General features: G+C 66.3%; 24 protein-coding genes and 1 pseudogene. 16 read left to right on the top strand and 9 right to left on the bottom strand.

Annotated elements, in window-relative coordinates; all coding sequences use genetic code 11:
- The first annotated feature begins 26 nt into the window (after positions 1-26).
- Positions 27-695 carry a PaaI family thioesterase gene (locus AB0H00_RS24450; protein WP_357270307.1) on the top strand — a complete coding sequence of 223 codons (669 nt, stop codon included), beginning with the start codon at positions 27-29 and terminating at the stop codon, positions 693-695.
- A gap of 220 nt (positions 696-915) precedes the next feature.
- Here AB0H00_RS24450 and AB0H00_RS24445 read toward each other — a convergent pair whose 3' ends face one another.
- The 3 genes from AB0H00_RS24445 to AB0H00_RS24435 form a co-directional block, all read right to left on the bottom strand.
- Positions 916-2,100 carry a sulfotransferase gene (locus AB0H00_RS24445; RefSeq protein ID WP_357270304.1) on the bottom strand — a complete coding sequence of 395 codons (1,185 nt, stop codon included), beginning with the start codon at positions 2,098-2,100 and terminating at the stop codon, positions 916-918.
- Positions 2,101-2,164: 64 nt separating this feature from the next.
- Positions 2,165-2,941 carry an SDR family oxidoreductase gene (locus tag AB0H00_RS24440; RefSeq protein WP_357270301.1) on the bottom strand — a complete coding sequence of 259 codons (777 nt, stop codon included), beginning with the start codon at positions 2,939-2,941 and terminating at the stop codon, positions 2,165-2,167.
- The gene (locus AB0H00_RS24435) at positions 2,941-4,104 is read right to left on the bottom strand and encodes a hypothetical protein (RefSeq protein WP_357270298.1); all 1,164 of its coding nucleotides are present in this window, start codon (positions 4,102-4,104) and stop codon (positions 2,941-2,943) included. Before AB0H00_RS24435 ends, AB0H00_RS24440 begins: the two co-directional genes overlap by 1 nt.
- 82 nt (positions 4,105-4,186) lie before the next feature.
- Between AB0H00_RS24435 and AB0H00_RS24430 the strand changes: the two genes are divergently transcribed.
- The 11 genes and pseudogenes from AB0H00_RS24430 to AB0H00_RS24380 all read left to right on the top strand — a co-directional run bounded on the left by AB0H00_RS24430 (position 4,187) and on the right by AB0H00_RS24380 (position 15,239).
- Positions 4,187-5,107: a helix-turn-helix domain-containing protein gene (locus AB0H00_RS24430; RefSeq protein WP_357270294.1), complete on the top strand. Its 921-nt coding sequence runs from the start codon at positions 4,187-4,189 to the stop codon at positions 5,105-5,107.
- A gap of 9 nt (positions 5,108-5,116) precedes the next feature.
- The gene (gene cysD, locus AB0H00_RS24425; RefSeq protein ID WP_357270291.1) at positions 5,117-6,049 is read left to right on the top strand and encodes a sulfate adenylyltransferase subunit CysD; all 933 of its coding nucleotides are present in this window, start codon (positions 5,117-5,119) and stop codon (positions 6,047-6,049) included.
- Positions 6,049-7,884, top strand: coding sequence for an adenylyl-sulfate kinase (gene cysC / locus AB0H00_RS24420; RefSeq protein ID WP_357270288.1), 1,836 nt, complete (start codon positions 6,049-6,051; stop codon positions 7,882-7,884). Before cysD ends, cysC begins: the two co-directional genes overlap by 1 nt.
- A 333-nt stretch (positions 7,885-8,217) precedes the next feature.
- Positions 8,218-8,910, top strand: coding sequence for a GPP34 family phosphoprotein (locus AB0H00_RS24415; RefSeq protein ID WP_357270286.1), 693 nt, complete (start codon positions 8,218-8,220; stop codon positions 8,908-8,910).
- Between the two features lie 254 nt (positions 8,911-9,164).
- Entirely contained in the window at positions 9,165-9,296 is a 132-nt protein-coding gene (locus AB0H00_RS24410; protein WP_357270283.1) for a hypothetical protein, read from the top strand.
- Complete coding sequence (locus tag AB0H00_RS24405; protein WP_357270280.1) at positions 9,293-10,006, top strand: SDR family oxidoreductase; 714 nt, start codon at positions 9,293-9,295, stop codon at positions 10,004-10,006. The genes AB0H00_RS24410 and AB0H00_RS24405 overlap by 4 nt, the downstream gene beginning before the upstream one ends.
- A 23-nt stretch (positions 10,007-10,029) precedes the next feature.
- Positions 10,030-10,446: a hypothetical protein gene (locus tag AB0H00_RS24400; RefSeq protein ID WP_357270277.1), complete on the top strand. Its 417-nt coding sequence runs from the start codon at positions 10,030-10,032 to the stop codon at positions 10,444-10,446.
- 513 nt (positions 10,447-10,959) lie between these two features.
- Positions 10,960-12,756, top strand: coding sequence for an acyl-CoA dehydrogenase (locus AB0H00_RS24395; RefSeq protein WP_357270274.1), 1,797 nt, complete (start codon positions 10,960-10,962; stop codon positions 12,754-12,756).
- A gap of 42 nt (positions 12,757-12,798) precedes the next feature.
- On the top strand, positions 12,799-13,422 hold the full coding sequence (locus tag AB0H00_RS24390) for a QsdR family transcriptional regulator (protein WP_357270271.1): 624 nt from the start codon (positions 12,799-12,801) through the stop codon (positions 13,420-13,422).
- Between the two features lie 290 nt (positions 13,423-13,712).
- A pseudogene (locus AB0H00_RS24385) lies at positions 13,713-13,945 on the top strand (HEAT repeat domain-containing protein); the annotation flags it as partial.
- 130 nt (positions 13,946-14,075) lie between these two features.
- The gene (locus AB0H00_RS24380; protein WP_357270268.1) at positions 14,076-15,239 is read left to right on the top strand and encodes a MarP family serine protease; all 1,164 of its coding nucleotides are present in this window, start codon (positions 14,076-14,078) and stop codon (positions 15,237-15,239) included.
- Between the two features lie 19 nt (positions 15,240-15,258).
- Here the strand turns inward: AB0H00_RS24380 and AB0H00_RS24375 are convergent, their stop codons facing one another.
- Together AB0H00_RS24375 and AB0H00_RS24370 are read right to left on the bottom strand one after the other, a co-directional pair.
- Positions 15,259-15,843 (bottom strand): NAD-dependent epimerase/dehydratase family protein, encoded by a 585-nt coding sequence (locus AB0H00_RS24375; RefSeq protein WP_357270265.1) that lies wholly within the window; start codon positions 15,841-15,843, stop codon positions 15,259-15,261.
- Positions 15,844-16,002: 159 nt separating this feature from the next.
- Positions 16,003-16,149 carry a hypothetical protein gene (locus AB0H00_RS24370; RefSeq protein WP_357270262.1) on the bottom strand — a complete coding sequence of 49 codons (147 nt, stop codon included), beginning with the start codon at positions 16,147-16,149 and terminating at the stop codon, positions 16,003-16,005.
- A gap of 68 nt (positions 16,150-16,217) precedes the next feature.
- Here AB0H00_RS24370 and AB0H00_RS24365 point away from each other — a divergent pair, with 68 nt between their 5' ends.
- Positions 16,218-16,736, top strand: a complete 519-nt coding sequence (locus tag AB0H00_RS24365; RefSeq protein WP_357270259.1) for a MarR family transcriptional regulator — start codon at positions 16,218-16,220, stop codon at positions 16,734-16,736.
- Positions 16,733-17,557, top strand: a complete 825-nt coding sequence (locus AB0H00_RS24360; protein ID WP_357270256.1) for an EamA family transporter — start codon at positions 16,733-16,735, stop codon at positions 17,555-17,557. Before AB0H00_RS24365 ends, AB0H00_RS24360 begins: the two co-directional genes overlap by 4 nt.
- Before the next feature lie 221 nt (positions 17,558-17,778).
- Here AB0H00_RS24360 and AB0H00_RS24355 read toward each other — a convergent pair whose 3' ends face one another.
- The 3 genes from AB0H00_RS24355 to AB0H00_RS24345 all read right to left on the bottom strand — a co-directional run bounded on the left by AB0H00_RS24355 (position 17,779) and on the right by AB0H00_RS24345 (position 20,656).
- Positions 17,779-18,732, bottom strand: coding sequence for an AraC family transcriptional regulator (locus AB0H00_RS24355; RefSeq protein ID WP_357270253.1), 954 nt, complete (start codon positions 18,730-18,732; stop codon positions 17,779-17,781).
- 1,329 nt (positions 18,733-20,061) lie between these two features.
- Entirely contained in the window at positions 20,062-20,325 is a 264-nt protein-coding gene (locus AB0H00_RS24350; protein ID WP_357270250.1) for a hypothetical protein, read from the bottom strand.
- A gap of 154 nt (positions 20,326-20,479) precedes the next feature.
- Positions 20,480-20,656, bottom strand: a complete 177-nt coding sequence (locus tag AB0H00_RS24345) for a hypothetical protein (protein WP_357270247.1) — start codon at positions 20,654-20,656, stop codon at positions 20,480-20,482.
- A 99-nt stretch (positions 20,657-20,755) separates the two neighbouring features.
- Between AB0H00_RS24345 and AB0H00_RS24340 the strand changes: the two genes are divergently transcribed.
- Together AB0H00_RS24340 and AB0H00_RS24335 are read left to right on the top strand one after the other, a co-directional pair.
- The gene (locus AB0H00_RS24340; protein ID WP_357270244.1) at positions 20,756-21,526 is read left to right on the top strand and encodes a DUF6882 domain-containing protein; all 771 of its coding nucleotides are present in this window, start codon (positions 20,756-20,758) and stop codon (positions 21,524-21,526) included.
- A 299-nt stretch (positions 21,527-21,825) separates the two neighbouring features.
- Positions 21,826-22,737 carry a methyltransferase domain-containing protein gene (locus tag AB0H00_RS24335; RefSeq protein ID WP_357270241.1) on the top strand — a complete coding sequence of 304 codons (912 nt, stop codon included), beginning with the start codon at positions 21,826-21,828 and terminating at the stop codon, positions 22,735-22,737.
- Positions 22,738-22,794: 57 nt separating this feature from the next.
- Here AB0H00_RS24335 and AB0H00_RS24330 read toward each other — a convergent pair whose 3' ends face one another.
- Complete coding sequence (locus AB0H00_RS24330) at positions 22,795-23,073, bottom strand: hypothetical protein (protein ID WP_357270343.1); 279 nt, start codon at positions 23,071-23,073, stop codon at positions 22,795-22,797.
- Positions 23,074-23,398 lie beyond the last annotated feature (325 nt).

Genomic DNA, 23,398 nt, shown 5'->3' with positions numbered 1-23,398 from the left:
CGGCGGACAACCTATAACGTGTTCTCATGAACGAACAGCAGGCCGGCTCGCTACCGAACGAGGAGCATCACGAGGGCGGGTTCCGGCCGATGACGGAGCTGATCGCCGCGCACGAGGCCGCCCAGGACATCACCCGCGGCGGCCCGCACTACGCTGAATTCATCGAGCAGATCCGCGGTCTGATGGACCGCGCCCGCCTGGCCTGTCCGTCCGACGAACTGGCGGTGGAGGCGATCGGCGTCCTGAAGGAGCTGAACGACAAGCTCGACGCCGCAGTGGTGGACGAGTGGTCGACCCCCACCTGGACCCGCTTCGACCTACCCGCACGCGGCAATATCACGCTGCCACCGTTCTTCATCGACCACGCCGACCACGATGGCGTCGACGCCCGCATCACCTTCCGCACCTTCCACCTCGGCGGCAACAACGCCGCTCACGGCGGTCACGTGGCGATCGGCTTCGACGACCTGCTCGGGATGACCGCCGCAGTGCACACGGGCGCGGTGACCAGAACCGCCTCGCTCACCGTCGACTACCGTGCGATCACCCCGTTGAACACCGAACTGAGGGTGCGCGCCTGGACCGAACGGCGAGAGGGTCGCAAAGTCTACGTCCGCGCCACTCTGCACGACGGCGAGCGCCTGTGCGCGGAAGCCCGCGGATTGTTCATCGTGCTCCAGCCCGGGCAGCCCTGACCTGTCGGAGCGTAGTCCGGCGCGGCGACAGTCGGCCCGCAAGGAGGTCGTGTTGCGCGGCAAGCAGTTCAGGAAGGCTCGAAGAAGTGCACGTCGAGAGTCGATGCCCGGACCTGCAACCCGAAACCTGCGCGCGACGCGGATATGCGCCAGACGCCATGACGGTCCACGTATTCAGACGTTAGCCGGTCGAGTCGCATGACCGGCTAGCACCGAGCCATCACCGCCCCGGGAAATGCGCCTCCCGATACGCGCTGAACCGGGCGTCTACTTGATCGGCGGTGAGCCCGAAATCAGCGAGGGTGTATCGATGCGCCGGACGCGCCGCGCCCGACGTACTCTCCGCGTGCAACGACGCCATCGCCGAGGTCGCCTCGTCGGTCAGCGGCAGCCCGAAGTGCCGGTAGATCGACTCGACCGTGCCGATCGGATCGGCGACGAAATCGTCGTAATCGACATCGCAGAACTGGGCCGCGTCGTGCCGCGTGCGGTCCGCGAGGAATCGTTCAGCGCCACGCCCCCACAGATCCAGCTGCGCCGCGCCGACCACCGGTCCGCGGAACTTCTCCGACCAGCCCGCCGACGCCTGTTCGTTCAGGCTGCACACCGAGGCGATGATGGTCCGCGGGTCACGGTGCATCTGGATGACCAGCGCGTCCGGATAGACCTCGAAGAGGGCGTCCAGCGCGAACAGATGGCTCGGATTCTTCAGCACCCACCGCTTCCCGGCGTCCGGCAGGCCGATCAACTGCAGGTTGCGCCGATGTCTGCGGTACGCGGGCGTCCAATTCCGCTCGCGCAGCCATTCGGAGTAGCCGGGTAGGTAGGACAGGCACTCGTAGGACACCGACATGGCCGACTGCCGCAGCAACTGCCAGCACTCCTCCACTTGATCGGCCGAGATGTGGTGGACTCCCATGAATTCCGGGTGCTCCACGTGGTGCTTCTCGTAGGCAGCCTCGAGGCGCTGATACATCGGGTTGCTCGCCCAGGTGTCGCGCGGCGGGCGCGGCTGCGGCATCTCGGTGAGCCACATCTCGAGCCCCTGGTGCGCCGGGTCGGCGTTCAGCAGCCGATGAACCGCCGTCGTGCCCGAGCGCGGCAGACCGGTCACGAAGATCGGCCGCTCGATCGCCACGTCGGCATGTTCCGGAAAGCGCTGCCAAGCCGCCTCGCTGAGCAGCCGAGCGATCAGCGCGCCGCGCAGGAAGGCGCGATTCACCTTGTTGCCGATCGGCGTGAGTTCCGCGTCTTCGGCATACGACTCGAGCAGAACCTCGAGTCCCTCGCGGTAGTCGTCGGTACCGAAATCGTCCAGTCCGACGACCTTGGTCGCCGAGGCGTGCAGATCGTCGATGGTCCCGACGTCGTCCCTGCCGATCACGTTCATCTCCTCAGTGTTCATGCGGGACACCCGCACCCGGTCAAGATCGCGAGCACTGCGCGTTGGCGGCTCACGATGCCCCTCCTCAGTGGTGGTATTCGCCGGCGTTGACATCCAGACACGCTCCAGTGATGGCGCGCGCCATGGCGGACGCGAAGAACACGACCGCGTCGGCGATCTCGTCGGGCTCGGGCAGCTTGCGCAGGTCGACGGTCTTCGCGGTCTCGGCGTAGACCTCTTCGGAGGTGATGCCGCGCTGCTCGGCCAGGTAGTTGAAGTACCACTTGAGGTTGTCGGCCCAAATGTATCCGGGCGCAACCGAATTGACCCGGATTCCCTTGGGGCCGAGCTCGGTGGCCAGGCTCTGCGCCAGCGCCAGAAGGCTCGCCTTGGCCATTTTGTAGGGGCCGAAGGTGCGCCGCGAGTGCCGCAGCACCGCCGAATTGATCATCACCACCGAGCCTTTGGTCTCGGTGAGCGCGGGCACGAACAGTCGGGTCAGCCGTAGCGCGGCCAGCACGTTGGTTTCGAACCCGGCGCGCACCTGAGCCAGGTCGACATCGGCGAGATCGACGATGGGCGGGATCGCGAATGCGTTGTTCACCAGCGTGTCGACCTTGCCGAACGCACTCAGTGCGACCTCGACCAGGTTCGCGGCCGCGGCCTCGTCGTTGATGTCGGTCGGCACGACCACAGCACGTCTGCCCAGTTCGGTGATCTCCTTGGCCACCTCGGTCAGCCGCGACTCCGTCCGCGAGGCGAGCACCACATCGGCGCCCGCCTTCGCACTCTGGACCGCTATGGCGCGGCCCAGACCGGGCCCGACACCGGAGACCACGACAATCTTGTCCTGCAACAACATCAGCCGAGCATCCTTTCCGCGACGGCCGCCTGCCGTGCCGCGATCCGTGCGCGCCATTCTTCAGGCGTGACGCGCGCCTGGTCGTAGAACGGCAATCTCTCCGGCAGACCGGCGACCGGTACCACCTCCACGGTCGGGCCGTCGTCGGGCTTCATGTCCCTGGACAACCGCTGCCAGCGGAACTGCAGGTACCCCCGCGCGTGCCCGGTGCGTTCGATCCAGTTGGCCAGACCTGGGTCATGCTCGGCGACCACGAGGCGGATCATCCCGTCCGGGTCCAGGTGTGCCTGGTCGGCGGTGAGGCTGGTCTGGTGGTTGATGTAGTCCAGCGACAGATACCACATGCTGCCGAGCTGGAAGCCTTGGTAGGGCGCGTCGGATTTCGGCACCGTGATGATCATCGCCTGGTCGTCGTCCAGCTCGTAGTGGCCCACCGAGGAGAACTGCGTGGTGAGCCCGCCCGGGGTGGACCTCGGCTCGGTCATCGTGTTCACCGGCAGGTTCAGATAGAACCATTCCGGGAAGGCCAGGAAGGTTTTCAGCCGCGACACCAGCATCTTGCCTGCGACGCCGTATCTCTTGGTGAGCACGTCCTTGGTGAGCGGCGGCGGAGCGGCGCCGATCCGGTCGACCCGCTGGACGCGCAAGGTGCCCGCTTTCTCGATGGCCCAGTCGCTGTGCACCTCACGCACGACCAGCATCTCCGAGTCGGGACTCAGATGCACGTACCCGGGGCGCGCCGCACCGGGACCGAAACGGATCTCGAAGCTCCCGTCCGGGCCGATTTCCAGCTCGCGGTCGTCGAAGGCGGTGAGGCTGTCGGGGACGTCCACCGGCGAGTAATTGCCGTTGAGCACCTGGAAGCTCAGGTCGCGCGTGGTCCCGCGCTTGCCGCTCACCACATATTCCGCGTCGGACCGCAGGTAGGAGTGGAAATAGAGGGTGTCGGGGTTGTCCAGGCCCATCTTCGTGTACGGCCCGGTGGACTGCACGAAGAACGGGAAGTCCCGCTCGTAGGCCCACGCCATCTGCAGCGAGGCTCGGATGCTGCCCGCCAGATAGTCGTACCCCTCGACGAGGTCCTGTTCGGTGCGGATGTGCGCGGCTGCGGTGATGATCTGCTCGGCTGCGGCGATGGCGTCCGCGAACGGCTGTGTCAGCAAAAGGCTCTCCGGTGTTCCAAATACGTATCACTCTGGTACATTTCGACAAGAGAAAGATTAGAACGCGTTCTAGGAGTGGTCAATGGTCGGCCGTCGGTCCGCACCCACCGTGCGGGTGGTTCAGGTACTGGATTTCTTCGTCGAGCAGCGCGGCAAACGCTTCGGGCTCTCCGAGATCGCCCGCGCACTCGACCTGGCCAAGCCGACCTGCCTCGGCATCTTGACCGAGCTCACCGCGGCTGGGTACCTGGTGCGCGATGCCGACTCGCTCACCTACGGCCTCGGGCCCGCGCTGATCGCGGCGGGGCGGGTGGCGCAGGACAGCTTCGCGATTTCGGCGCTCGCCCGCGTCGAGCTGGAGAAACTCACCGCGCGCTATCGCACGACCTGCACCGCGTCGGCCGTGGTCGGCGAGCAGATCATGGTGCTGGAAAGCACCGGCCCCGGCCTGGTCAAGGTCGGCGCTGCCTACCACTTCGCACCGCCGGTCGGCCTGATGTACGTACTCTGGGACACCGACGCCGCCTTCGACGCGTGGCTGGCCAAGCCGCCGGCGGTGCCATTGCGGCAGGACGAGGCCCGATTGCGCCAGGTCGTCGCCGAGTGCCGCGAACGCGGTTTCCTGGTGGAGAGTATGACCACCGCCGGTCGCAGGCTGTACTCGCTGCTGGCCGGCGTCGCCGACCGTGATCTACCCGACGGCCTGCGCGAACTGGTCGGCGAGCTGGTCACCAGTCTCGGCGAACGGGTCTACCTGGGATCGGATCTGCGTCCACGCAAGGAGCACGCGGTGAGCCTGCTCGCCGCGCCGACCTACAGCGGTGACGGCAGACAGAACATGGTGCTCACCATGTACGTCGGCGCGGCGATCACCGGCGCCGAGATCGCGAGACGGGGCGCGGCACTGGTGGCCGCCGCCGACGCCGTGACGGCGAGTTCGGGGGGATTTCGGGGGGATTTCGGGGGATACAAGCCATTGACCGATGACCGAAACGTGTTCTAGTTTTGCGGTGTGAGCCAGTACGCGAAGTCGACGGCGAGCACCTACGAGCTGCCCCATCTGGACGCGCTCGAGGCCGAGTCGGCGCATATATTCCGTGAAGTCGCAGCGACGTTCGAACGTCCGGTGTTGCTGTTCTCCGGCGGCAAGGATTCGGTGGTGATGCTGCATCTGGCGGCCAAAGCCTTCTGGCCTGCGCCGCTGCCGTTCCCGGTGCTGCATATCGACACCGGCCACAACTTCGACGAGGTGATCGCCTACCGCGACGAGACGGTGGCGCGGCTGGGACTGCGTCTGACGGTCGGGCGAGTGCAGGACGACATCGACGCAGGACGGGTGATCGAGGAGACCGGCCCGCGCACCTCCCGCAATCGGCTGCAGACCACGACACTGCTGCGTTCGATCCAGGAGGGATCGTTCGACGCGGTGTTCGGCGGTGCGCGCCGCGACGAGGAGAAGGCCCGCGCCAAGGAGCGGGTGTTCAGCTTCCGCGACGAATACGGCCAATGGGAACCACGCAGCCAGCGCCCCGAGCTGTGGAACCTGTACAACGGCAGGCACCGGACGGGCGAGCACATCCGGGTGTTTCCGCTGTCGAACTGGACCGAGCTGGACATCTGGAGCTACATCGCCGCCGAGGGTATCGAACTCCCTCCGCTCTACTACGCGCACCGCAGGACGGTGGTGCAACGCGACGGAATGCTGTTGGCGCACACCCGTTTTCTCGAACTCCTCGAAGGCGAGCAGCCCTACGACGCCACTGTTCGATTCCGCACCGTCGGCGACGCGACCTGCACCGGCTGCGTCGAATCCACCGCGGCGACCCCGGCGGAGGTGGTGACCGAGGTCGCCGCGGCACGCGTCACCGAACGCGGCGCCACCCGCGCCGACGACCGCATTTCCGAAGCAGGCATGGAAGACCGCAAGCGAGAAGGCTACTTCTGATGACGACCACACTATTGCGCCTGGCTACCGCGGGCAGCGTCGACGACGGCAAGTCGACCCTGATCGGTCGTCTACTCTTCGACTCCAAGACCATCTTCACCGACCAGCTCGCCGCGGTGGAACGCACCAGCCGCGACCGCGGCGACGACTACCCCGACCTTGCCCTGCTCACCGACGGCCTGCGCGCCGAACGCGAACAGGGCATCACCATCGATGTCGCGCATCGCTATTTCGCCACGCCGAGACGGAAATTCATCATTGCCGACACCCCGGGGCACATCCAGTACACCCGCAACATGGTGACCGGCGCGTCCACAGCGGATCTCGCGTTGATCCTGGTGGATGCCCGCAAGGGCGTGGTGGAACAGACCCGCCGCCACGCGTTTCTCGCAAGCCTGCTCGGGATCCCACACCTGGTGCTGTGCGTGAACAAGATGGACCTGGTCGGCTGGTCGCAAGAGCGGTACGAGGAGATCCGTGCGGAATTCGCGCGGTTCGCCTCCAAACTCGACGTTTCGGACCTGACTTTCGTCCCGGTGTCGGCGTTGCACGGCGACAACATCGTGCACCGCGGCGCGAGCATGCCGTGGTACGAGGGCACTCCCCTGCTGCACCATCTCGAAGAGGTGCACATCGCCTCGGACCGCAACCTCATCGACGCCCGATTCCCGGTGCAGTACGTGACGCGCAGGCACGCCCAGGATTTCCGCGGTTACGCCGGAACCGTGGCCGGCGGGGTATTCAAGCCGGGCGACGAAGTCGCTGTGCTACCTTCAGGATTCACCACCACCGTCGAGGCGATCTGGGGGCCGGGCGGCGTCCCGGTCACGGAAGCCTTTCCACCGCAGGCGGTCACCATCCAGCTCGCCGACGAGCTCGACATCTCCCGCGGTGACCTGATCTGCCGCCCGAACAACCGGCCGCACGCCGGCCGCGACCTCGACGCCATGGTGTGCTGGTTCGCCGATGACGCGCAGCTCACTCCCGGCGCGACCTACACGATCCGGCACACCACCCGCACGGCCACCGCCGAGATCCGTACCCTGGACTACCGACTCGATGTGAACACGCTGCATCGCGACGAGGACGCGGCGTCGTTGTCACTCAACGAGATCGGGCGTGTCCAGCTGCGGACGCGCCAAACGCTGCTGTTCGACCCGTATCGCCGCAACCGCGCCACCGGCAGCTTCATCCTGGTAGACGACGCCACCAACAACACCGTCGCAGCGGGCATGATCACCGGTCCGAGCCTGCCGTCCTCCCGGGTGGTCTGGCACTCCACGGCGGTCGAACGCGACGAGCGCGCCACGCGGGGCCTGACGGTCTGGCTGACGGGTCTGTCCGGCTCCGGAAAGTCCACGGTCGCAGTGGAGTTGGAGCGCAAATTGGTGGCGGCGGGCCGTCCGGCGTTCCTTCTCGACGGCGACAACCTGCGGCACGGACTCAACTCGGACCTCGGGTTCAGCGCGGCCGATCGGAGGGAAAACGTCCGGCGCGTCGGCGAAGTCGCCAGACTGTTCGCCGAAGCCGGTGTGGTGGCGGTCGTTTCTCTGATCAGCCCGTATCAGGTCGATCGCGACCGCGCCCGGGCGGCGCATCAGGCGGCAGGAATTCCGTTCATCGAGGTATTCGTCGACACCCCGCTCGAGGTATGCGAAGCCCGCGACCCCAAGGGCATGTACGCCAAGGCCCGTGCGGGCGAGATCCGTGGCTTCACCGGCATCGACGATCCCTATGAAGCGCCGACGGATGCCGAACTCGTCCTGCGGCCCGACCACGGCGATCCTGCGGCGATGGCCACGACGATCCTCGCAAGGCTGGCCCGGCTGGACTGAACCCACGCACGTCGAACGGGGCAGACGGTGTACCAGCCGTAGGTGTCGCCAGAACTGTTCGCGGTTTTGCAGTCCAGAGGGGACAACCGCTACCACCCGGTCGGGCGGTCGTCGACGACGCGTATCCCTACCCGGTGACCCGGCCGCGCCGTTACGGGTCGGACACCACGGGCATTCGGCGATAAGCGATGATGACACAGGAACTCCTGGCGCAGCCACGATTTCAGCAATCGCTGCGCTACGAGGAGTTCACTCGAATCTCGGAGTCCATGGCGACAGCCCGGGTTCTCAGAAGAGACTGGAAACGACCGGAACCCGGAGAAGGAGGGCCCGATGCTGACGTTGGCCGAAGAATTTCTGCTGCTCGCCCTGGATGACGACACCGGAAGAAAGTCGGTGGACAGCACCAGGATGGACGCCGCGGTAGCCGGCGCCGCCATTGTGGAGCTCACCCTCGAGGGCGCCCTTCGACTGACCGAACAGGGCGACCCCGATCACAAACCGGGCAGGCTGGTCGCCACCGACAGGCAGCCGCCCGACCAGCGGCTGGCGAAGCTCGTTGCCCTCGCAGACAGTCGCAAACCCAAGGACGCCATCGGCAAGGTTGCCGGATTCGGCGGTTGGCACAGTCGCGCAAGAAATCTCCAAGAAGCGCTGCTGAAAGATCTCGCCGCCGCCGGCTATCTCATCGAGGCCAAAAGCAAAGTACTGGGCGTCTTCCCGACCACTGTGTGGAGGCAAGCGACCCCAGCCTTCGAAGCCGAGATCCTCCAACGAGTCCGTGGCGCCATCGTCGACGACCGCGAGATCGACGACCGTACTGCGGCGCTGATCTCGATCCTGCACGCCATCGATCTATTGCCCAAGCTCCTCCCCGACATCGACAAGCGAACCGTCAAACGACGCGGCAAACAGATCAGCGACAGCGAATGGGGCGGACCGGCAGTACGCAAGGCCGTTCAGCAAGTCCAAGCCGTTACCATCGCCATCATCGTCAGCACAACCTCAGCCGTCACCAGCAACTGACCACTGCCGCGAGCCGAGACATCGTCGCAATCCGACACTGATCGCTCCGCGCACAGCACGTTTGGGCCGACATTGGGACGCGTCCAGATCGCGAGCTGCCCTGGCGCGATGGCTTTGGCGCGACTATCCGCGCGCGGTTCGGGCCTAGCATGTGCGGACCCTTCGTCGAGTGCCGACCACCTTCCGTTGACATACATTTGTCTTCAAACTATGTTTGCTTACAAATGCAATTGAGTGGTGGAGGTTATCGTTCTATGTCCGGTTGGAAAGCCCCGAGATCCCAGGCTGAGCGCGATCCGGCTTCTGTCGGCTACCAGCGCAACACCGAATGGGTCGGCCCGCGCATCACCCTGCTGCCCGGCGACGTTCGCGTGGACCTGCGATGAGAGAAAAAGAGATCGCACTGGTCACGGGCGCCAACAAGGGGTTGGGACGGGAGATCGCGCGCAGGCTGGCCGCGATGGGGATGACGGTGCTGGCGACGGCACGCGACGAACCGCGCGGCAGAACGGCTGTCGCCGAACTGGCAGCTGGTGGAGCCGAGGTGCGGTTCGCCGCGCTGGACGTCACCGATACGGCCTCCGCCGCCGCTGTGGCGCGCCGAATCAGCGCGGAGTACGGCCGACTCGATGTGCTGGTCAACAACGCCGGTGTCGCTGCGGGAGCCGGGCACACAGCCGAGGAAATGCGCCGCCTCTACGAGACCAACGTCTTCGGGGTGGTCACGGTGACCAACGCGCTGCTGCCGTTGCTGCGGCGCGCACCGACTGCTCGGATCGTCAATATGTCCAGCACCATGGGCTCCCTGGCGTTGCACGCCGGCCCGAACAGCCCCGGGCTGGACCTGTCGCACCTGGCCTATTCCTCGTCCAAGACCGCGCTGAACGCGGTCACGCTCCTGTACGCCAATCACCTGCGCGCGGACAGGATCAAAGTCAACGCTGTCTGTCCCGGCTACGTCGCGACCGACCTCAACCAGCACAGCGGCGTCCGCACCGTCGAGCAAGGCGCCGAGATCGCCGTGCGTTTGGCGACCCTCGACACCGACGGTCCTACAGGCACTTTCGTAGACGACAACGGCGCCGTCGCGTGGTAACGATCGATGTGGGGAGAGCAGAGATGGCCAACTCGGCGACAACGAAAAATCGCATCCTCATGATCGGGCTGCACCCGGCCACCGTGGACTACAGCCGCTTCCCGGGTCTCGACGAAGCGACCTTCACACAACGGATCGAAGCCGGAAACCGGGCCATCGACGAAGCGGGATTCGACGCGGTGTCTTGTCTGATCGGCACGTCGCCGGACGAGGCCGAATCGACAATCCGCGGCCAGCTGGCGGCCGACTCGTTCGCGCTGGCCATGGTCGGCGCGGGCATACGCACTCTGCCGGAATACACCCTGCTGTTCGAACGAATCATCAACGTACTCGGCGCTGCCGCACCCGGTATCCAACTCTGCTTCAACACCTCGCCCGAAACAACCATCGACGCACTGCGCCGATGGGTCCGACCATTGGGCGACACACCGCAGCGGTGATCGCGACCGTCATCGCGCCGCTGACCAGATCGGATCGAGCTCGCACACGGCGAAAGGCAGGCGGCGACAACTGCCTTTCGGTTCCGAGGCGCTCGCCGCGGTCGGCGTCGTGCGAGAGCCGCCGCCAGCCGCGCGGCTGCACCACCCGGGCCGAACTGCGCAGCCAGACCAATAGCCGCGGCGAGCACGATCCGCTCGCGGCGCCGGCGCCGGTGTCCACGGACCGGGTGACCGTGCTGCGCGGTGAGGTGCTCGCCGACATCGCCCACCGGGCGGTGTCCGGGGCGCCCGCAGGGGTCGCCCTGCCGACTGGACGGTGGTCGGTGTCTCCTGGCGAAACCTCCGGCATCTCGCGCATCCTCCGCCGAGCCGAGCGCGGCCACCCGCACCGAAGCCGCCGCGACCGCACGGACCCACGGCCTGCCGGCTCGAACGGGGTGATGCCATGGCCGGCGCTCCGGTCGCGCCACCCTAAGATACAGTGAGTAGAAGATGTCTCGAAAGGACGGGCTGATGCGGTCGACCTTGCTGTCCCGGCGTGATCTCGATTTCCTGCTCTACGAGTGGCTGGACGTCGAGGAGCTCACCAAACGCGAGCGGTACACCGAGCACTCGCGGGAGACCTTCGACGCCGTGCTCGACCTCAGCGAACAGCTGGCCACCAAGTACTTCGCGCCGCACAACAAACTCAACGACGCCAACGAGCCGACCTTCGACGGCGAACGCGTCACCATCATCCCCGAGGTGGGCCAGGCGCTCGCCGCGTTCGCCAAATCTGGAATGCTTTCGGCCACAATGGATTGCGATCTCGGCGGCGCGCAACTGCCGGCGACCGTCGCACAGGCGGGCTACGCCTGGTTCCAGGCGGCCAACCCGGGCACCGCAGGCTACCCGTTCCTTACCGCAGCCAACGCGAATCTGCTTGTCGCCCATGGCGGTCCGGAGTATATCGAGAAGTTCGTCCGGCCCATGTTGGCCGGACGGTTCTTCGGCACGATGTGCCTGTCGGAGCCGCAGGCGGGTTCGTCGCTCGCCGACATCGTCACCCGTGCCGAGCCGCAGGACGATGGCACCTATCGGCTGTTCGGCACCAAGATGTGGATCTCCGGCGGTGATCACGAACTCGGCGAGAACATCGTGCACCTGGTACTCGCGAAGATCCCCGGCGGGCCCGCGGGCACCAAGGGCATCTCGCTGTTCGTGGTACCCAGATTCCTGGTCGGCGACGATGGCGCGATCGGCGAGCGCAACGACGTCGCCCTGGCCGGGATCAACCACAAGATGGGCTTCCGCGGCACGGTGAACACCGTGCTGAACTTCGGCGAGGGCCGCTGGACACCCGGCGACGCGCCAGGCGCGATCGGTTACCTGATCGGCGAGCCGCATCGCGGACTGAGCTACATGTTCCACATGATGAACGAGGCGCGGATCGGCGTCGGATTGGTCGCCACCGCGCTCGGCTACACCGGCTACCTCGAGTCGCTCGACTACGCGCGAACCCGCACGCAGGGACGGGCCAAACTGCCCGCCGATCCCGCCGCGCCGCAGCGGCCGATCATCGAGCACACCGATGTGAAGCGAATGCTCTTGGCACAGAAGGCGTACACGGAAGGCGCCCTGGCGCTGGTGCTCTACTGTGCGCGACTGGTCGACGAACAGCACACCGCGCACACCGAGGAGGACCGCCGCGCGGTTACCCTCCTGCTGGACATCCTCACGCCGATCGCCAAGAGCTGGCCCTCGCAGTGGTGCCTGGAGGCAAACAACCTCGCCATCCAGGTGCTCGGCGGCTACGGCTACACCCGCGAGTACAACGTCGAGCAGCACTACCGGGACAACCGGCTCAACCCGATCCATGAGGGCACACACGGTATCCAGGGCCTGGATCTACTGGGGCGCAAGGTAACCCAGCAAGGCGGCGCCAGCTTGCTCGCACTCGGCGGGCGAGTCGGCGCCACTATCGAAGCCGCCGGCGCCGCGGGCGGCGAGGCGGCCGAGCTTGCCGCCCAGCTGGATTCGACGTGGCAGCGGCTGGTCGAGGTGACCACGAGACTGTTCGCCTCCGGTGACATCGAGGCCGCACTGGCCAACAGTTCGGTGTACCTGGAGGCGTTCGGACACATTGCGCTGGCCTGGATCTGGCTCGAGCAGTTCCTCGCCGCCGCCGACCGTTCCGGCGATTTCTACGAGGGGAAGCGACACGCGGCGCGTTTCTTCTACGGCTTCGAATTGCCCAAGACCGCACCGGCACTGGACCTGCTCGCCCGCCTGGACACGACTACCCTGCGGATGCGGGATGAATGGTTCTGAGCACCAGTTCGATACAGAATTCGTAAGATGTACCATTCCCCGGTGACCGATTCCAGCCAGCCGACCACCCGTCCTCCCGGCCGACCGGCCTCGGCGACCAGGGAACAGGTCATCGAGCTCGCCCGGCAGGCATTCCTGTCCGGCGAACGCGTGGATATCCAGGCGATCGCAGGGCAACTCGGGCTCAGCCGCGCCTCGATCTACCGTTGGTTCGGCTCCCGCGACGGCGTGCTCGGAACGGTCCTCGCCGGTGAATTCGAGGCGCTGCTCACCCGCGCGGACGCGCGCCGCCGCTCCACCGGCGCCCGGCGCATCCTGGACGTGCTATACCGGGTCAACCGCTGGATGGCCGACAACGAACCATTTCGCCGCTACTTCGAAAACGAGCCGCTGTCGGGTTTGCGCATCCTGACCGCTAGCGACGGACCGGTGCAGCCGCTGGTCGTCACCACCGTCCGGGCGCTGATCGCCCGCGCCGAGCGAGAGGACGGCTACCGTCCGCCCATAGAACCGGCACTGTTGGCCTATGCGCTGGTCCGGCTCGGCGAGGCGTTCCTCTACAACGACAACGTCGCCGGCATTCGCGGCGACATCGACCGACTGCACGAAGTGCAGGCGGCACTGCTCGGCATCCCCGAGGCCATCGCCCCGCGACCCGGCCGCTAGAGCCGGTACCAGTTCATACCACCTACGAATTCCCCTAGTAGATCAGCCCGCCGCAGTCACCGGAGGTCCACATTCGAACGGCGTGATCGAAATCCCTCCATCCGCGCACAGGGTGGCGTATTGCCATGTCCGCAGCGCAAACCACCAGGTGGAGCCGAGGATCGCCGGCGCAATAACATCCGCTGACTTTTCGGCCGCTCGGCGCCGAGACGAGTACCGTCCCTGCCGCACTATCGTCGATATCCGTGCAGGTCAGCGATAGAAAGGTAGGATGCGGTGGCGGCGGAACCCAGGTCCGGGTGGGTGCGGCGCGGGGGTTGGCGGTACGGACCCGGAGCTCGCGGTGCCGATCCTGGTCGAGGCCCTGGGCGACCCGCATCTCGACGTGCGCAAAGCGGTGGTGCTGTCGCTGGCGGCCCGTCCGGACCCCGCCGCGCAGGAGGCGCTGCGCGGCGCGATCGAGGACTCCGATGCCGACGTTCGCGCGTATGCCCGGCGGGCGCTGGCTAAGGTCACCGCCTAGCGCTGCCTGGTTGCCGACGCCCGAATCCCTGGTTAGATTGACGGATTAACCGTCGCTGCACGCTAGCTGGACCATAGCCCACCGGTGCCGCGGGCGACGGAGATCACCGACGACGACTGTCGGTGTCTCGATGATCAGCGACGGGAGTGTGGCGTTGACCTTGCCGAACTGGCTGGATCTCGCCGTGTTTGTCGCTATGGTGGCCGCCGCGTCGTTCGGGTGGCGCCGCGGCGCGATCGTGGGGCTGCTCGGTTTCGCGGGTGTCATGGCGGGCGCTGGCCTCGGTGCGACAATCGGGGGAACGGCGCTCACACACCTCGCCCCCGGCTCCGTACGGCTGCTGTTCGTGCTGGTTGTGCTCATCGGGTTGGTCGCGGTCGGCGCGACCGCCGGACACCGGGTCGGACGCGCCGCCCGGACGGCCGTTTCCGGCTCCGCTGCCCGGCGCGCCGACGCCGTCGGTGGGATCGTCGCCCATGTGGTCGCGGTGCCGCTGGTGGTGTGGCTGTTCGCCGCACCATTGGGTTCAGTGGCGGCCGTGCGTGACTCGACGATCGTGCGGGCAGTGGACGACGTCGCGCCGTTCTGGCTGACCGGCCTGTCCACCGCGCTCACCACGCCCATCGTCGACGCGGGCCTCACCCGGCCGCTCCCGCCGCCCGATCCGAACATTCTCGACGGACCGGCTCCGGCCGAGCTGCGCCGGAGCGTATTTCGCATCAGCGATCTCGCGCCCACCTGCGGGCTGCGCCAATCCGGTTCCGGATTCGTGATAGCGCCGGAACGGGTCCTGACCAACGCCCACGTCGTGGCGGGCTCCACCAAGGTCTCCATCGACACCACGGCGGGGCCGCTCACGGCGACCGTCGTGCAGTTCGATCCGACGATGGACATCGCCGTGCTGGCCGTCCCCGGTCTCACCGCGCCCACCGTCACCGTCGCGCCCGAACCCGCCGAACCCGGTGCCGACGCGATCGCCCTCGGCTACCCGAAAGGCGGGCCATACACCGCGGCCGCGACCCGGGTGCACAGCACAGCCATACGCCGAGTTCGCGACATCTACCGCACCGGGCTCGGTGAGCGCCGGATCTACACCGTGAACGGCTCGATCCAGCACGGCAACTCCGGCGGTCCGCTCATCGATACCCGCGGCCGAGTGCTCGGGATCATCTTCGGCGTCGACGAAAACGACGACAACGTCGGATTCGCCACCAATCTGCCGGAGGTGCTCGATCGCTTGAGCGACGGCCTGCGCTCCGATCGACCCGTCGACACCGGTCCTTGCGCCGCGTAGTCGGCGCGCGTCGGTGTTTTCAGGACGCGTCGGCGATGATCACGACGCCACTGGACGCGTCGAGCACAGGGATCGTCCGCTCGGCGGCGGTGTCGACGTGCACACGTGGGTGAACGGGCGGCTCTGTCTCGTAATAGGTTCCCGGACCGTAGAATTGGCCATACTTCACCACCACGCCGTCGATATCGAGCACGGCTGCTTCGTGCGCCTGGATCACCTCACTCCGCCCCGCGGGCGGCTCCCAGGCAATGCTCTGGGCGAGAAATTGTTTCGCTCCGGCGGCCCGCGCCGCGGCGATCAGGTTGTGGGTGCCTTCGGTGCGGATCCGCGCGTTCGCACCTGCTCGTGCCGGCAGCAAGGCGGCGTCGTCGGGCAGATCGGTGAGCTGATGCATCACCATCTCGGGCCGGAACGCGACAACGGCCGCGGTCAGTGCGTCCGCGTCGTACACATCGCAGACGACCGGCACGCCCCCGACTGCACGCACCTGATCCGCCTTCGCGGCCGACCGGGTCATGCCCGCGACCTCGTGCCCCGCCTCGATCAGCAGCGGGAGCAGGCGGACTCCGATAACGCCGGTCGCACCGGCCAGGAAGATGCGCACCGATCCACCGTAATGGGCGTCTTCCTGCGGCGGACGACAACGATGAAGTTGCTGCTCTCGCTGAAGCGGAGGCGACCAGCGCGAAGCTATTCCGGGCCGGGCGCGCCGACTGCCATGCCCAACCATCACATCCCTTCGCGAGCACCGCGACGATGACGATTACGCCTCGGAGTGGGCGGCGATCACCACAATCGCGGCCGGATGGGGACGACCGGCGAGACGTTGCGGCAGGGGTTCGACCGCCCCGGTGAACCGCATCGACGGCCGCCGCCCTCGGTCCAAAGCTCGCTTTTGCGGCACACCCATCGCAACTCCGCACTACTGAGAGGTTGCGACAACCGATTGCGTCCGGCCATCGGTGGTATGCATGAGTCATGCATGATCCGCGAACCGGTAATCTGCTCGGCGCGGCCGCGCTGGCGGTTACCGATCTGATGCTCGAAGGCGTAACCGAGTTGTCTGGGGTCGGTCCGAGTGCTGCTTCGGCACTCGTAGTATTGACCGTGTCTCCGGGACTCAACGGTACCGAACTCGGTAGACGTGTGGGGTTGAGCCAGCCCGCGTCGGCCCGCATGGTAGATGCCCTCGTAAGTCGGCAGCTCGCCGAACGACGTCCCGGTCAGGGCCGCGAGATCGCTATCCGGCTCACCCGGCGCGGCCGCCGTACTGCAGCGGACATCCTCGCTGCGCGCAGTGGCCGGTTGGCGCAAGCCTTGGCCGTGCTCGACCCAGCGGAACGCGCCATCCTGTCCGGGCTACTGGATAAGGTGCTGACCGGGCTGTACGCCGAAATCGGCAACGCCGATCTACTGTGCCGCCTGTGCGATCGCGCCTCTTGTACCACGGATGCCATCTGCCCGGTCGGGCAGGCCGAGCGGGAGCGGAACGGATGACGGGCGCAGCGCTGGCGCTCGCGTCCGCTGCGGCCTATGGTGTCTCCGACTTCGCCGGTGGGCTGCTTGCACGGCGTATCCATTTCCGCACCGTCGCCTTGTTCGGGCAAATAGGCGGACTGGTAGCCGCACTGGCCACCGCGCCCCTGTTTCCCGCCGCACTCGACACGGAAAGCCTTGTGTGGGGCGCTGTTTCAGGCGTCGGCACCGCCTTCGGCATGCTGTTCCTCTTCCGCGGACTCAGCACGGGTGCAATGAGTGTGGTCGTCCCGGTCAGCGCTGTCGGCGGCGTCGCGCTGCCCGTGCTGGTCGGCGTGCTCTGGCTCGCCGAACGACCCTCGCCGCTGGCCTGGGTCGGGATCGTCGCGGCAGTTCCCGCGCTCTGGCTGGTCTCGCACGACCGCGACGCCGTTAGCAGATCAACCTCCGGAACGGTCGACGCGCTGATCGCCGGCACCGGCATCGCAGTCCAATACCTCGCACTCGCCCAGGCTGATGCAGCGGCCGGTACCTGGCCTGTCGTCAGCGGACGCCTAGCCGCGATTGTGACCCTTGTACCGCTCCTGCACGCCGCAACCCCAACCGGCCGTCCGAGCCCACTCACCATCGCCTTGTCACTCATGACTGGTGTCCTCGCCCTGATCAGCTACCTGCTCGCCATCCGGGAGCAGTTGGTCGTGATCGCCGTCGTGCTGTCCTCCCTGTACCCTGCGATCCCCGTACTGCTGGGCATAACCGTGCTCGGAGAACGCCTGGTCTGGCAACAGACCCTCGGCCTGGCCGGCGCGACAACCGCCATCGCCCTGCTGGCTCTCGGCTGACGGGCCGACGGATGGTCGGCCGGACGTCGTCGCACCGGCCACATGTTCGCTCGTTGCAGAACCCACCTCCCCGGCGCTGCGACCCTTCGTGTCAGGGCCACCGGCTGCGGCACACGATCCTTACTTTTGGCCGAAGCCTGCTCGACATCGCGGCCGCGCGCGTTCGGGACATCGCGATACGGTCCGGCTGAGGCGTCCCCTGGTTCACGACAGCACGCCTGTCAACCATGGCGGACATCGCGCGGGCTGGCGCCGAACCGGCGACGGAAAGCCGTGCTGAAGGCGCTGGCCGAGCTGAAGCCGAGTCCCATGGCAAGGTCTGTGATGCTCCCGTCACGGTAGACGGGACTGCGCAGGCGCGAATAGGCAAGTTGCAGACGTTCTTCCTTGATCAGTTCGCTGGGTGTGGTGCCGGCATGCTGCAACGCGAGCTGGATTTGTCGCAGCGACCAACCGAGAGCGCGCGCGATCGTCGCGCCTGTGAGGTCGTGGTCTGCGGCGTGGGTGCGGACGTAGTGTCGAACAGCGGCTTCCACGTCGGCGAGATGGCCGGGGCTGGTGGGCTGGTCGCCGATCATGTGCATGCACAGCAGTTCCACCAGGTGGGAAGAGATGGTGTCGAATTGATGTCGAGTCAGGTCGCCGCCTTCGGCGAACAGCCCGGCGGCGAGGTCGGCGACTACCCTACCGAGTCCCGACGTGAGGTCGGCGGGAGTAGCGGGTAGCTCCGGCGTGCGGCCCAGGCGATGGTCGACCTCGCGTCGGGGAATGGTCATCAGCAGTCCCCTGCTGCCATCACCCAGCGAGAATGCGAACGGTCGGTCGATAGTCACCAGGCAACCGACACCCGATGGCAGGCGCGCGTGCTGGCCGGCCTGCCAGAGGTCCACCTGCCCGGCGGTGGGTAGCAGCAGTCGAAAATCGTCGTCGGAGTCGCCGCGCACATGTCCGGCGCTACGGTAGTAGGTCACCGCGTCGGATTCCCAGCCGATGAGCTGGTAGTCGCGGGTGCGTCGCAAGGTCGTACGACCCTCGAAGCCACTTCCTCCATGTGGGAAGGCATAGCCCAGACGCCGGTGATACGAGTTGATCAGCTCGGACCAGTAGTCTGCGCGCTCATGCGGGGCGACGACGCGTGTCGTGGCGTTTTGGACAAAGACGGCTTTCTCGTTCACCGTCACCACTTCCCTACTCCGTGATCGGTTCACACACCGGAGCACGCCAGGCATCCGACGAGTCGGTGTAGGCCAGAGTAGTCCGTCGCCGGGGTCACTGCCTCTCAGATCGTTGCTGGTCGCGAGTTCGCCCGGCGAACTCGGGTGCCATCGGCCAATGCCCAACCACCTGCTGCACAGCTTGATGCGAAAAGGTGAACGCACCTCACCGGAACCGTCTCCAGGTCCACACCATTGTGAACCGCCGCCAACGCCGTTGTAGGGGTAGCGAGGGTGTCGCACACCCTCACCTGGAGACGAATCCATCCGGGCTCCGGTGACAACGCTGTCACCCGATCTACGGTCAGGTAGTCCGACGACTTGCCGCGGAAGCTGCGATCCCAAGGCATGGAGCGCGAGCCGCGACGATCAGGTCGGTTCGAGTTATTGGGCTCATTGACGGTTCAGGGCTCCAGATACAGGCGTTCGTTGGGTAGGCGTGGGTATCCATGGGCGTCACCAGGGATCACCGCGACATGCTTCGGATAGCGGCGGGCGCGGCAATCTTGTATGAACAACAATGCCGCGGTAGCGCAAGCCGTGAAATCGAAGCGCACACTACCGAGTTGCACTGCAAGGTGCACATCCGATTCCTCGGGATACGGAGATATCTGGCTGTCCGCATCCCGCTCGCGCCTCGTCGAGCACCGGACAGAACTCCTCGTGGCCATCAATCGCGAAGACACCGATCGAGCTCCAATTCATCAGTCTTTCCTTGAAATGTGCCGATTACGCCCGGACGCGACGGACGCCGCCGCACAGCCTCCGGTGACGTTTCGGTGAGTGCGCCGACGAGGATCGAGGTCGAACGCGTATTTCGCGGCGTCGGACACTCCACGACTCCTCCTTGGGCACTCGCTATAACTGCGCATATGAATCAGGCTATGAACCGAGCCGTGGGCGGACTACGCTCTCCGCGAATGAAAGTTTGCGCGGAGCGCACATGCAGCACCGCCCGAACGAATCGGATACGCCCAGACGTCAGACCGGGCACCGCCGCTGCGGCAAGCAGCAAGTCACAGCCCATACATTTCGTCGGCGGCGTCACAGTGGATACCTCACGACCTACCGCCGCGCGGGGGTGAGCCGACTATCCGGTGTGCCGCGATGATTGTCATCGGCACGTTCCTGCTCGTCGAGCAGGTGCTCGGCCGACGCGTCCCACCGGTCCGGCGCAGTGGACACTGATCATCGTAGATATGGTGCGAAATTCCTTCGGTAGCAATAGAAATGCTCAACCGAGCATTTCACCCATGATCAACACGGGCACCTCGGACGTTGAAAGTCGAGCTAGCGGCAGCGGGCGGCAGGTGTTGCGGACCAAGGATGACCCACCGACCCGCCGCCGTGCATGCCGAATTCCGGGCGCTGATGGCCCGCTGTGTCTCGAGCGGCGGAGTAATGCAACGACAGCGCGATCATCTCGTCGTCGCCAGTTCGTCCGACCGCTTGTGCGGGAAGTGTGATCCGGCCTCTCATCGGCAGCAGGTGAGCCAGGTCGACGTTCTTGATCAGTGCATCGGCTACGTAGCTCGGCAGGATTATCGCGACCACAGCAAGCAGGGCGGCGATCGCGAGTGCGATGTATCCGAGGGCGCGGCGGCAGTATGTGTCGAGGGACGAGCTGGGCTATGCGAGTGGACTCGGGTGGGCAGCCCTCGGATGTGCCCGCCAGTTCCACGTGGGCCCGCTATCGACGCTCGTGAGTTCAACTCGCCAGCAATGGATCCGGGGCCGCCCACACCGCGGCGAGCGCGCTGACCCCGCCATGTCGATATTTGTCGCTGCGCTCGTCCGCGTAGCCGCCGCCCTGCGGATCGATGTCGACGCAAGAGTCTTTCAGTACGGAGGAATCGAGACATGTTGCAGCGTAATAGATTCGCACAAACTGCACTGTCTGCCGACCGACCGAATCTCGATGGGCCGTTGGGATCGGTGCCGCACCAGCGGAGACGGGGAATCAGGGTTGACTACGCTGCTTAGCGTGTCCGAACCTGTGCCACTGACGAGGCTGCTCGATGACGCGGGGTTGCTGTCGCTCGAGCACCGACTCCACCTCGAAGAAGTGCTGGGCGCACATGTGTGGCAAGCCGATCTGGATGGACGCCGACTCGAATTCGTCGGTGCAGAGCGCTCATTCGTGTGCACCAACGTCCACCTGCTCGGCACGGCCGACGCCGAGTCGTGGTTGTGGGGGTGGGCAAATCCCTGGGGCTACCCGCCTGCGCTGATCAAGGCGTCGCAGACGGTGCGCGAATTCGGCTTTCGGTACGGCGTAGCCGAACTATGCGCAGCAGAACTGCCCGTCACCCTCGCGGGTGCGGCACCCGAGCCGCACCAAGTGGCCGGGCTGCTGGCCGACGCCGCGAAGGTCGTCTGTGGGCGCTGGAGTTCCTACTGCGGTGTCACCGACGGCACGTGCGTGGCGTTTCTCGTCGAACATCCGGCGTTCGTGCTGCCGCCACCCACCGCGTCCGGCCTTGCGCGCGTGCTGGCCTACGGCGTCGGTGCGCTGCCGCTGACGGATCATCGACGCGCCCTCCACAGCTACCTGACCAGGCGGGGCCTGCTCACCGAATTTCTCGATGACTACCGGTGGCTCGAGTTCAGCGGCCACGGCGTCGCGGGCAACATCGAATTCGATGCTTCCGGACATGTCGCCCACTTCGATATCCACGTGGTCATGGATCGGATCGAACTGCCGGCTGGGCCGATAACGCAGTCGGCCCATGCACACCGAGCGCCGGTCACCTGACTGCCATCCCTCCATCGACGGCGCAGCAGTTCATCGAGACGGCCGCAACCCGAGCGAGACGCGGTGACCAGGGCAGCGGGCTCGCCCAGACGGTGGTCAGCCCTGGCGCTGCCTCGACAGCGCGACATCGACGACAAGACCCTTGCTTCGCGCCGACGATCCCGTGCTCCGGACTCGCCAAAACTTTTGCGCAGGAACGGAATAGGCGTGGCGGTCGAACGAGCAGTTACTCGCCACCGACATTGTCGCGGCGAGTACGCGGACGCCACCGGCGGGCGGTGTGGGATTACTGTCGGAGCATGCCCAGCGAGCAGGCGACACCCCGCCCTTCACTGTCCTTCCATTTGGACGCGATTCCCTCCGATCGCACCGACAGCGTGCGAGACGACGCGGCTACCGACGACCCGATGACCGCACTGATCGGCATCCTCGATCTTCAGGCAGCAATACCGGGTATTCAACGGATGCGCCGCTGGGGACACGACGCCTTGGCCGTCGGGCCGGGAGAATGCGCGCTCGACATAGGCGCCGGAACAGGAACCGAGGTGCTGGAATTCGCGCACCGCGTCGGCCGCGACGGCGACGCGGTCGGCGTCGATCCGAATCCCGCGATGCTCGCCACTGCCCGGGCGCGAGCCGAGGCCGCGGGTTCGCGGGCTCGATTCGTCGAGGGCACCGCCTACCACTTGCCCTTCCCGGACGATTCCTTCGACGCGGTGCGTTGCGAGCGCGTCTACCAGCATCTCGATGACCCGGCCGCTGCCACCGCCGAGATCGCGCGGGTACTGCGGCCCGGCGGGCGGGTGCTGCTCGTCGACAGCGACTGGCACACCGCGATCGCCCATCCTGGCGACGCCGACGTGATCACCCGGCTGACGACGACGATGCTCGCGGCTACCCCGAACCCCACATCGGGCCGCCGCCTGCGCGGTCTGCTCACGGCCGCCGGGTTCTCGATCGACGACATCGGATCCGAGGCGGTGATTTGGGATCCGGACACCGTACATTCCCTGTTTGCGCGGATGACCGAACGCGCCCTCGCCGACGATGTGATCACCGAGCAGCAGCGCCTCGCCCTGGTCTCCGGAATGGAGGCCGGCATCGCCACAGGCGACTACCACCTCTCGGTGACGATGTTCGCGGTGCTCGGCCACCTACCACCACTCGGTGGAGCGGCCGCCGGGATCGGCACCGCAATCCTCGTCACCTAGGAGCGGCCCGGCAGAGATAACTCCGCCGAGCCGGTCGCCACGAGTCTCCGCCGCGCGTCAGCCCAGGACGGCGTTCATGATCGTGCCCGCGCTGGTCGCCACCACGCCGCCGGTCATGGCGCTGGCGACCATCTTGGGCGATTGCAGGGTGCCGCCATTCCACTTCTCCCACGCGAACCTGCCACCGCCGTAGGTGATCGCGGTGACGCCGGAGAGCTGGACCAGCCAGGTGAAGTACTGGCCCATCTGCATCAATTTGTCCGCCAGCGGCGGCGCTTCCGGGGTCGGATTGTCAATCTCCGCAAGAACGGTGTCGTATAGCGCGGCGAGAATCATGCTCACGTTCGTGCTCCTTTTTCGCATGCCGAGGTGATGCCGGAGGTAGATTCGAGAGAAGATCTGCGCTCCCGTGGAATTCGGCGCGCCACGGGCACTGCGACAGCTACGTACAGCCGCCGAGTCGGGCGTCCCGTGTCATGGCTGTCTCCTGTTTTCCACGTGGTTGCTGGGAAGACTCGCGACAAGATCGATTGAACCCGATCGAGATGGGGTGATCCGGCCGACACACCGGTCGACGCATGACTCGACTCACAGCCGCGGGCCGTGCCTACCGCGGGCTGTTGCCTTGAGGATTTGACCCGTGCGGGGGGTGAGATCATTC

The organism is Nocardia sp. NPDC023852, from assembly GCF_040639505.1.
GTDB lineage: Bacteria > Actinomycetota > Actinomycetes > Mycobacteriales > Mycobacteriaceae > Nocardia.
The sequence above is the reverse complement of the archived record's forward strand: the minus strand, read 5'-3'. Positions and strand labels throughout refer to the sequence as shown.

What these genes read in the sequence shown, in the direction of transcription:
- AB0H00_RS24450 (WP_357270307.1), top strand. Translation starts at nt 27, where the DNA reads ATGAACGAACAGCAGGCCGGCTCGCTACCGAACGAGGAGCATCACGAG.
- AB0H00_RS24445 (WP_357270304.1), bottom strand. Translation starts at nt 2,100, where the DNA reads ATGAACACTGAGGAGATGAACGTGATCGGCAGGGACGACGTCGGGACC.
- AB0H00_RS24440 (WP_357270301.1), bottom strand. Translation starts at nt 2,941, where the DNA reads ATGTTGTTGCAGGACAAGATTGTCGTGGTCTCCGGTGTCGGGCCCGGT.
- AB0H00_RS24430 (WP_357270294.1), top strand. Translation starts at nt 4,187, where the DNA reads ATGGTCGGCCGTCGGTCCGCACCCACCGTGCGGGTGGTTCAGGTACTG.
- cysC (WP_357270288.1), top strand. Translation starts at nt 6,049, where the DNA reads ATGACGACCACACTATTGCGCCTGGCTACCGCGGGCAGCGTCGACGAC.
- AB0H00_RS24415 (WP_357270286.1), top strand. Translation starts at nt 8,218, where the DNA reads ATGCTGACGTTGGCCGAAGAATTTCTGCTGCTCGCCCTGGATGACGAC.
- AB0H00_RS24410 (WP_357270283.1), top strand. Translation starts at nt 9,165, where the DNA reads ATGTCCGGTTGGAAAGCCCCGAGATCCCAGGCTGAGCGCGATCCGGCT.
- AB0H00_RS24405 (WP_357270280.1), top strand. Translation starts at nt 9,293, where the DNA reads ATGAGAGAAAAAGAGATCGCACTGGTCACGGGCGCCAACAAGGGGTTG.
- AB0H00_RS24400 (WP_357270277.1), top strand. Translation starts at nt 10,030, where the DNA reads ATGGCCAACTCGGCGACAACGAAAAATCGCATCCTCATGATCGGGCTG.
- AB0H00_RS24395 (WP_357270274.1), top strand. Translation starts at nt 10,960, where the DNA reads ATGCGGTCGACCTTGCTGTCCCGGCGTGATCTCGATTTCCTGCTCTAC.
- AB0H00_RS24380 (WP_357270268.1), top strand. Translation starts at nt 14,076, where the DNA reads ATGATCAGCGACGGGAGTGTGGCGTTGACCTTGCCGAACTGGCTGGAT.
- AB0H00_RS24370 (WP_357270262.1), bottom strand. Translation starts at nt 16,149, where the DNA reads ATGGGTGTGCCGCAAAAGCGAGCTTTGGACCGAGGGCGGCGGCCGTCG.
- AB0H00_RS24365 (WP_357270259.1), top strand. Translation starts at nt 16,218, where the DNA reads ATGCATGATCCGCGAACCGGTAATCTGCTCGGCGCGGCCGCGCTGGCG.
- AB0H00_RS24360 (WP_357270256.1), top strand. Translation starts at nt 16,733, where the DNA reads ATGACGGGCGCAGCGCTGGCGCTCGCGTCCGCTGCGGCCTATGGTGTC.
- AB0H00_RS24335 (WP_357270241.1), top strand. Translation starts at nt 21,826, where the DNA reads ATGCCCAGCGAGCAGGCGACACCCCGCCCTTCACTGTCCTTCCATTTG.
- AB0H00_RS24330 (WP_357270343.1), bottom strand. Translation starts at nt 23,073, where the DNA reads ATGATTCTCGCCGCGCTATACGACACCGTTCTTGCGGAGATTGACAAT.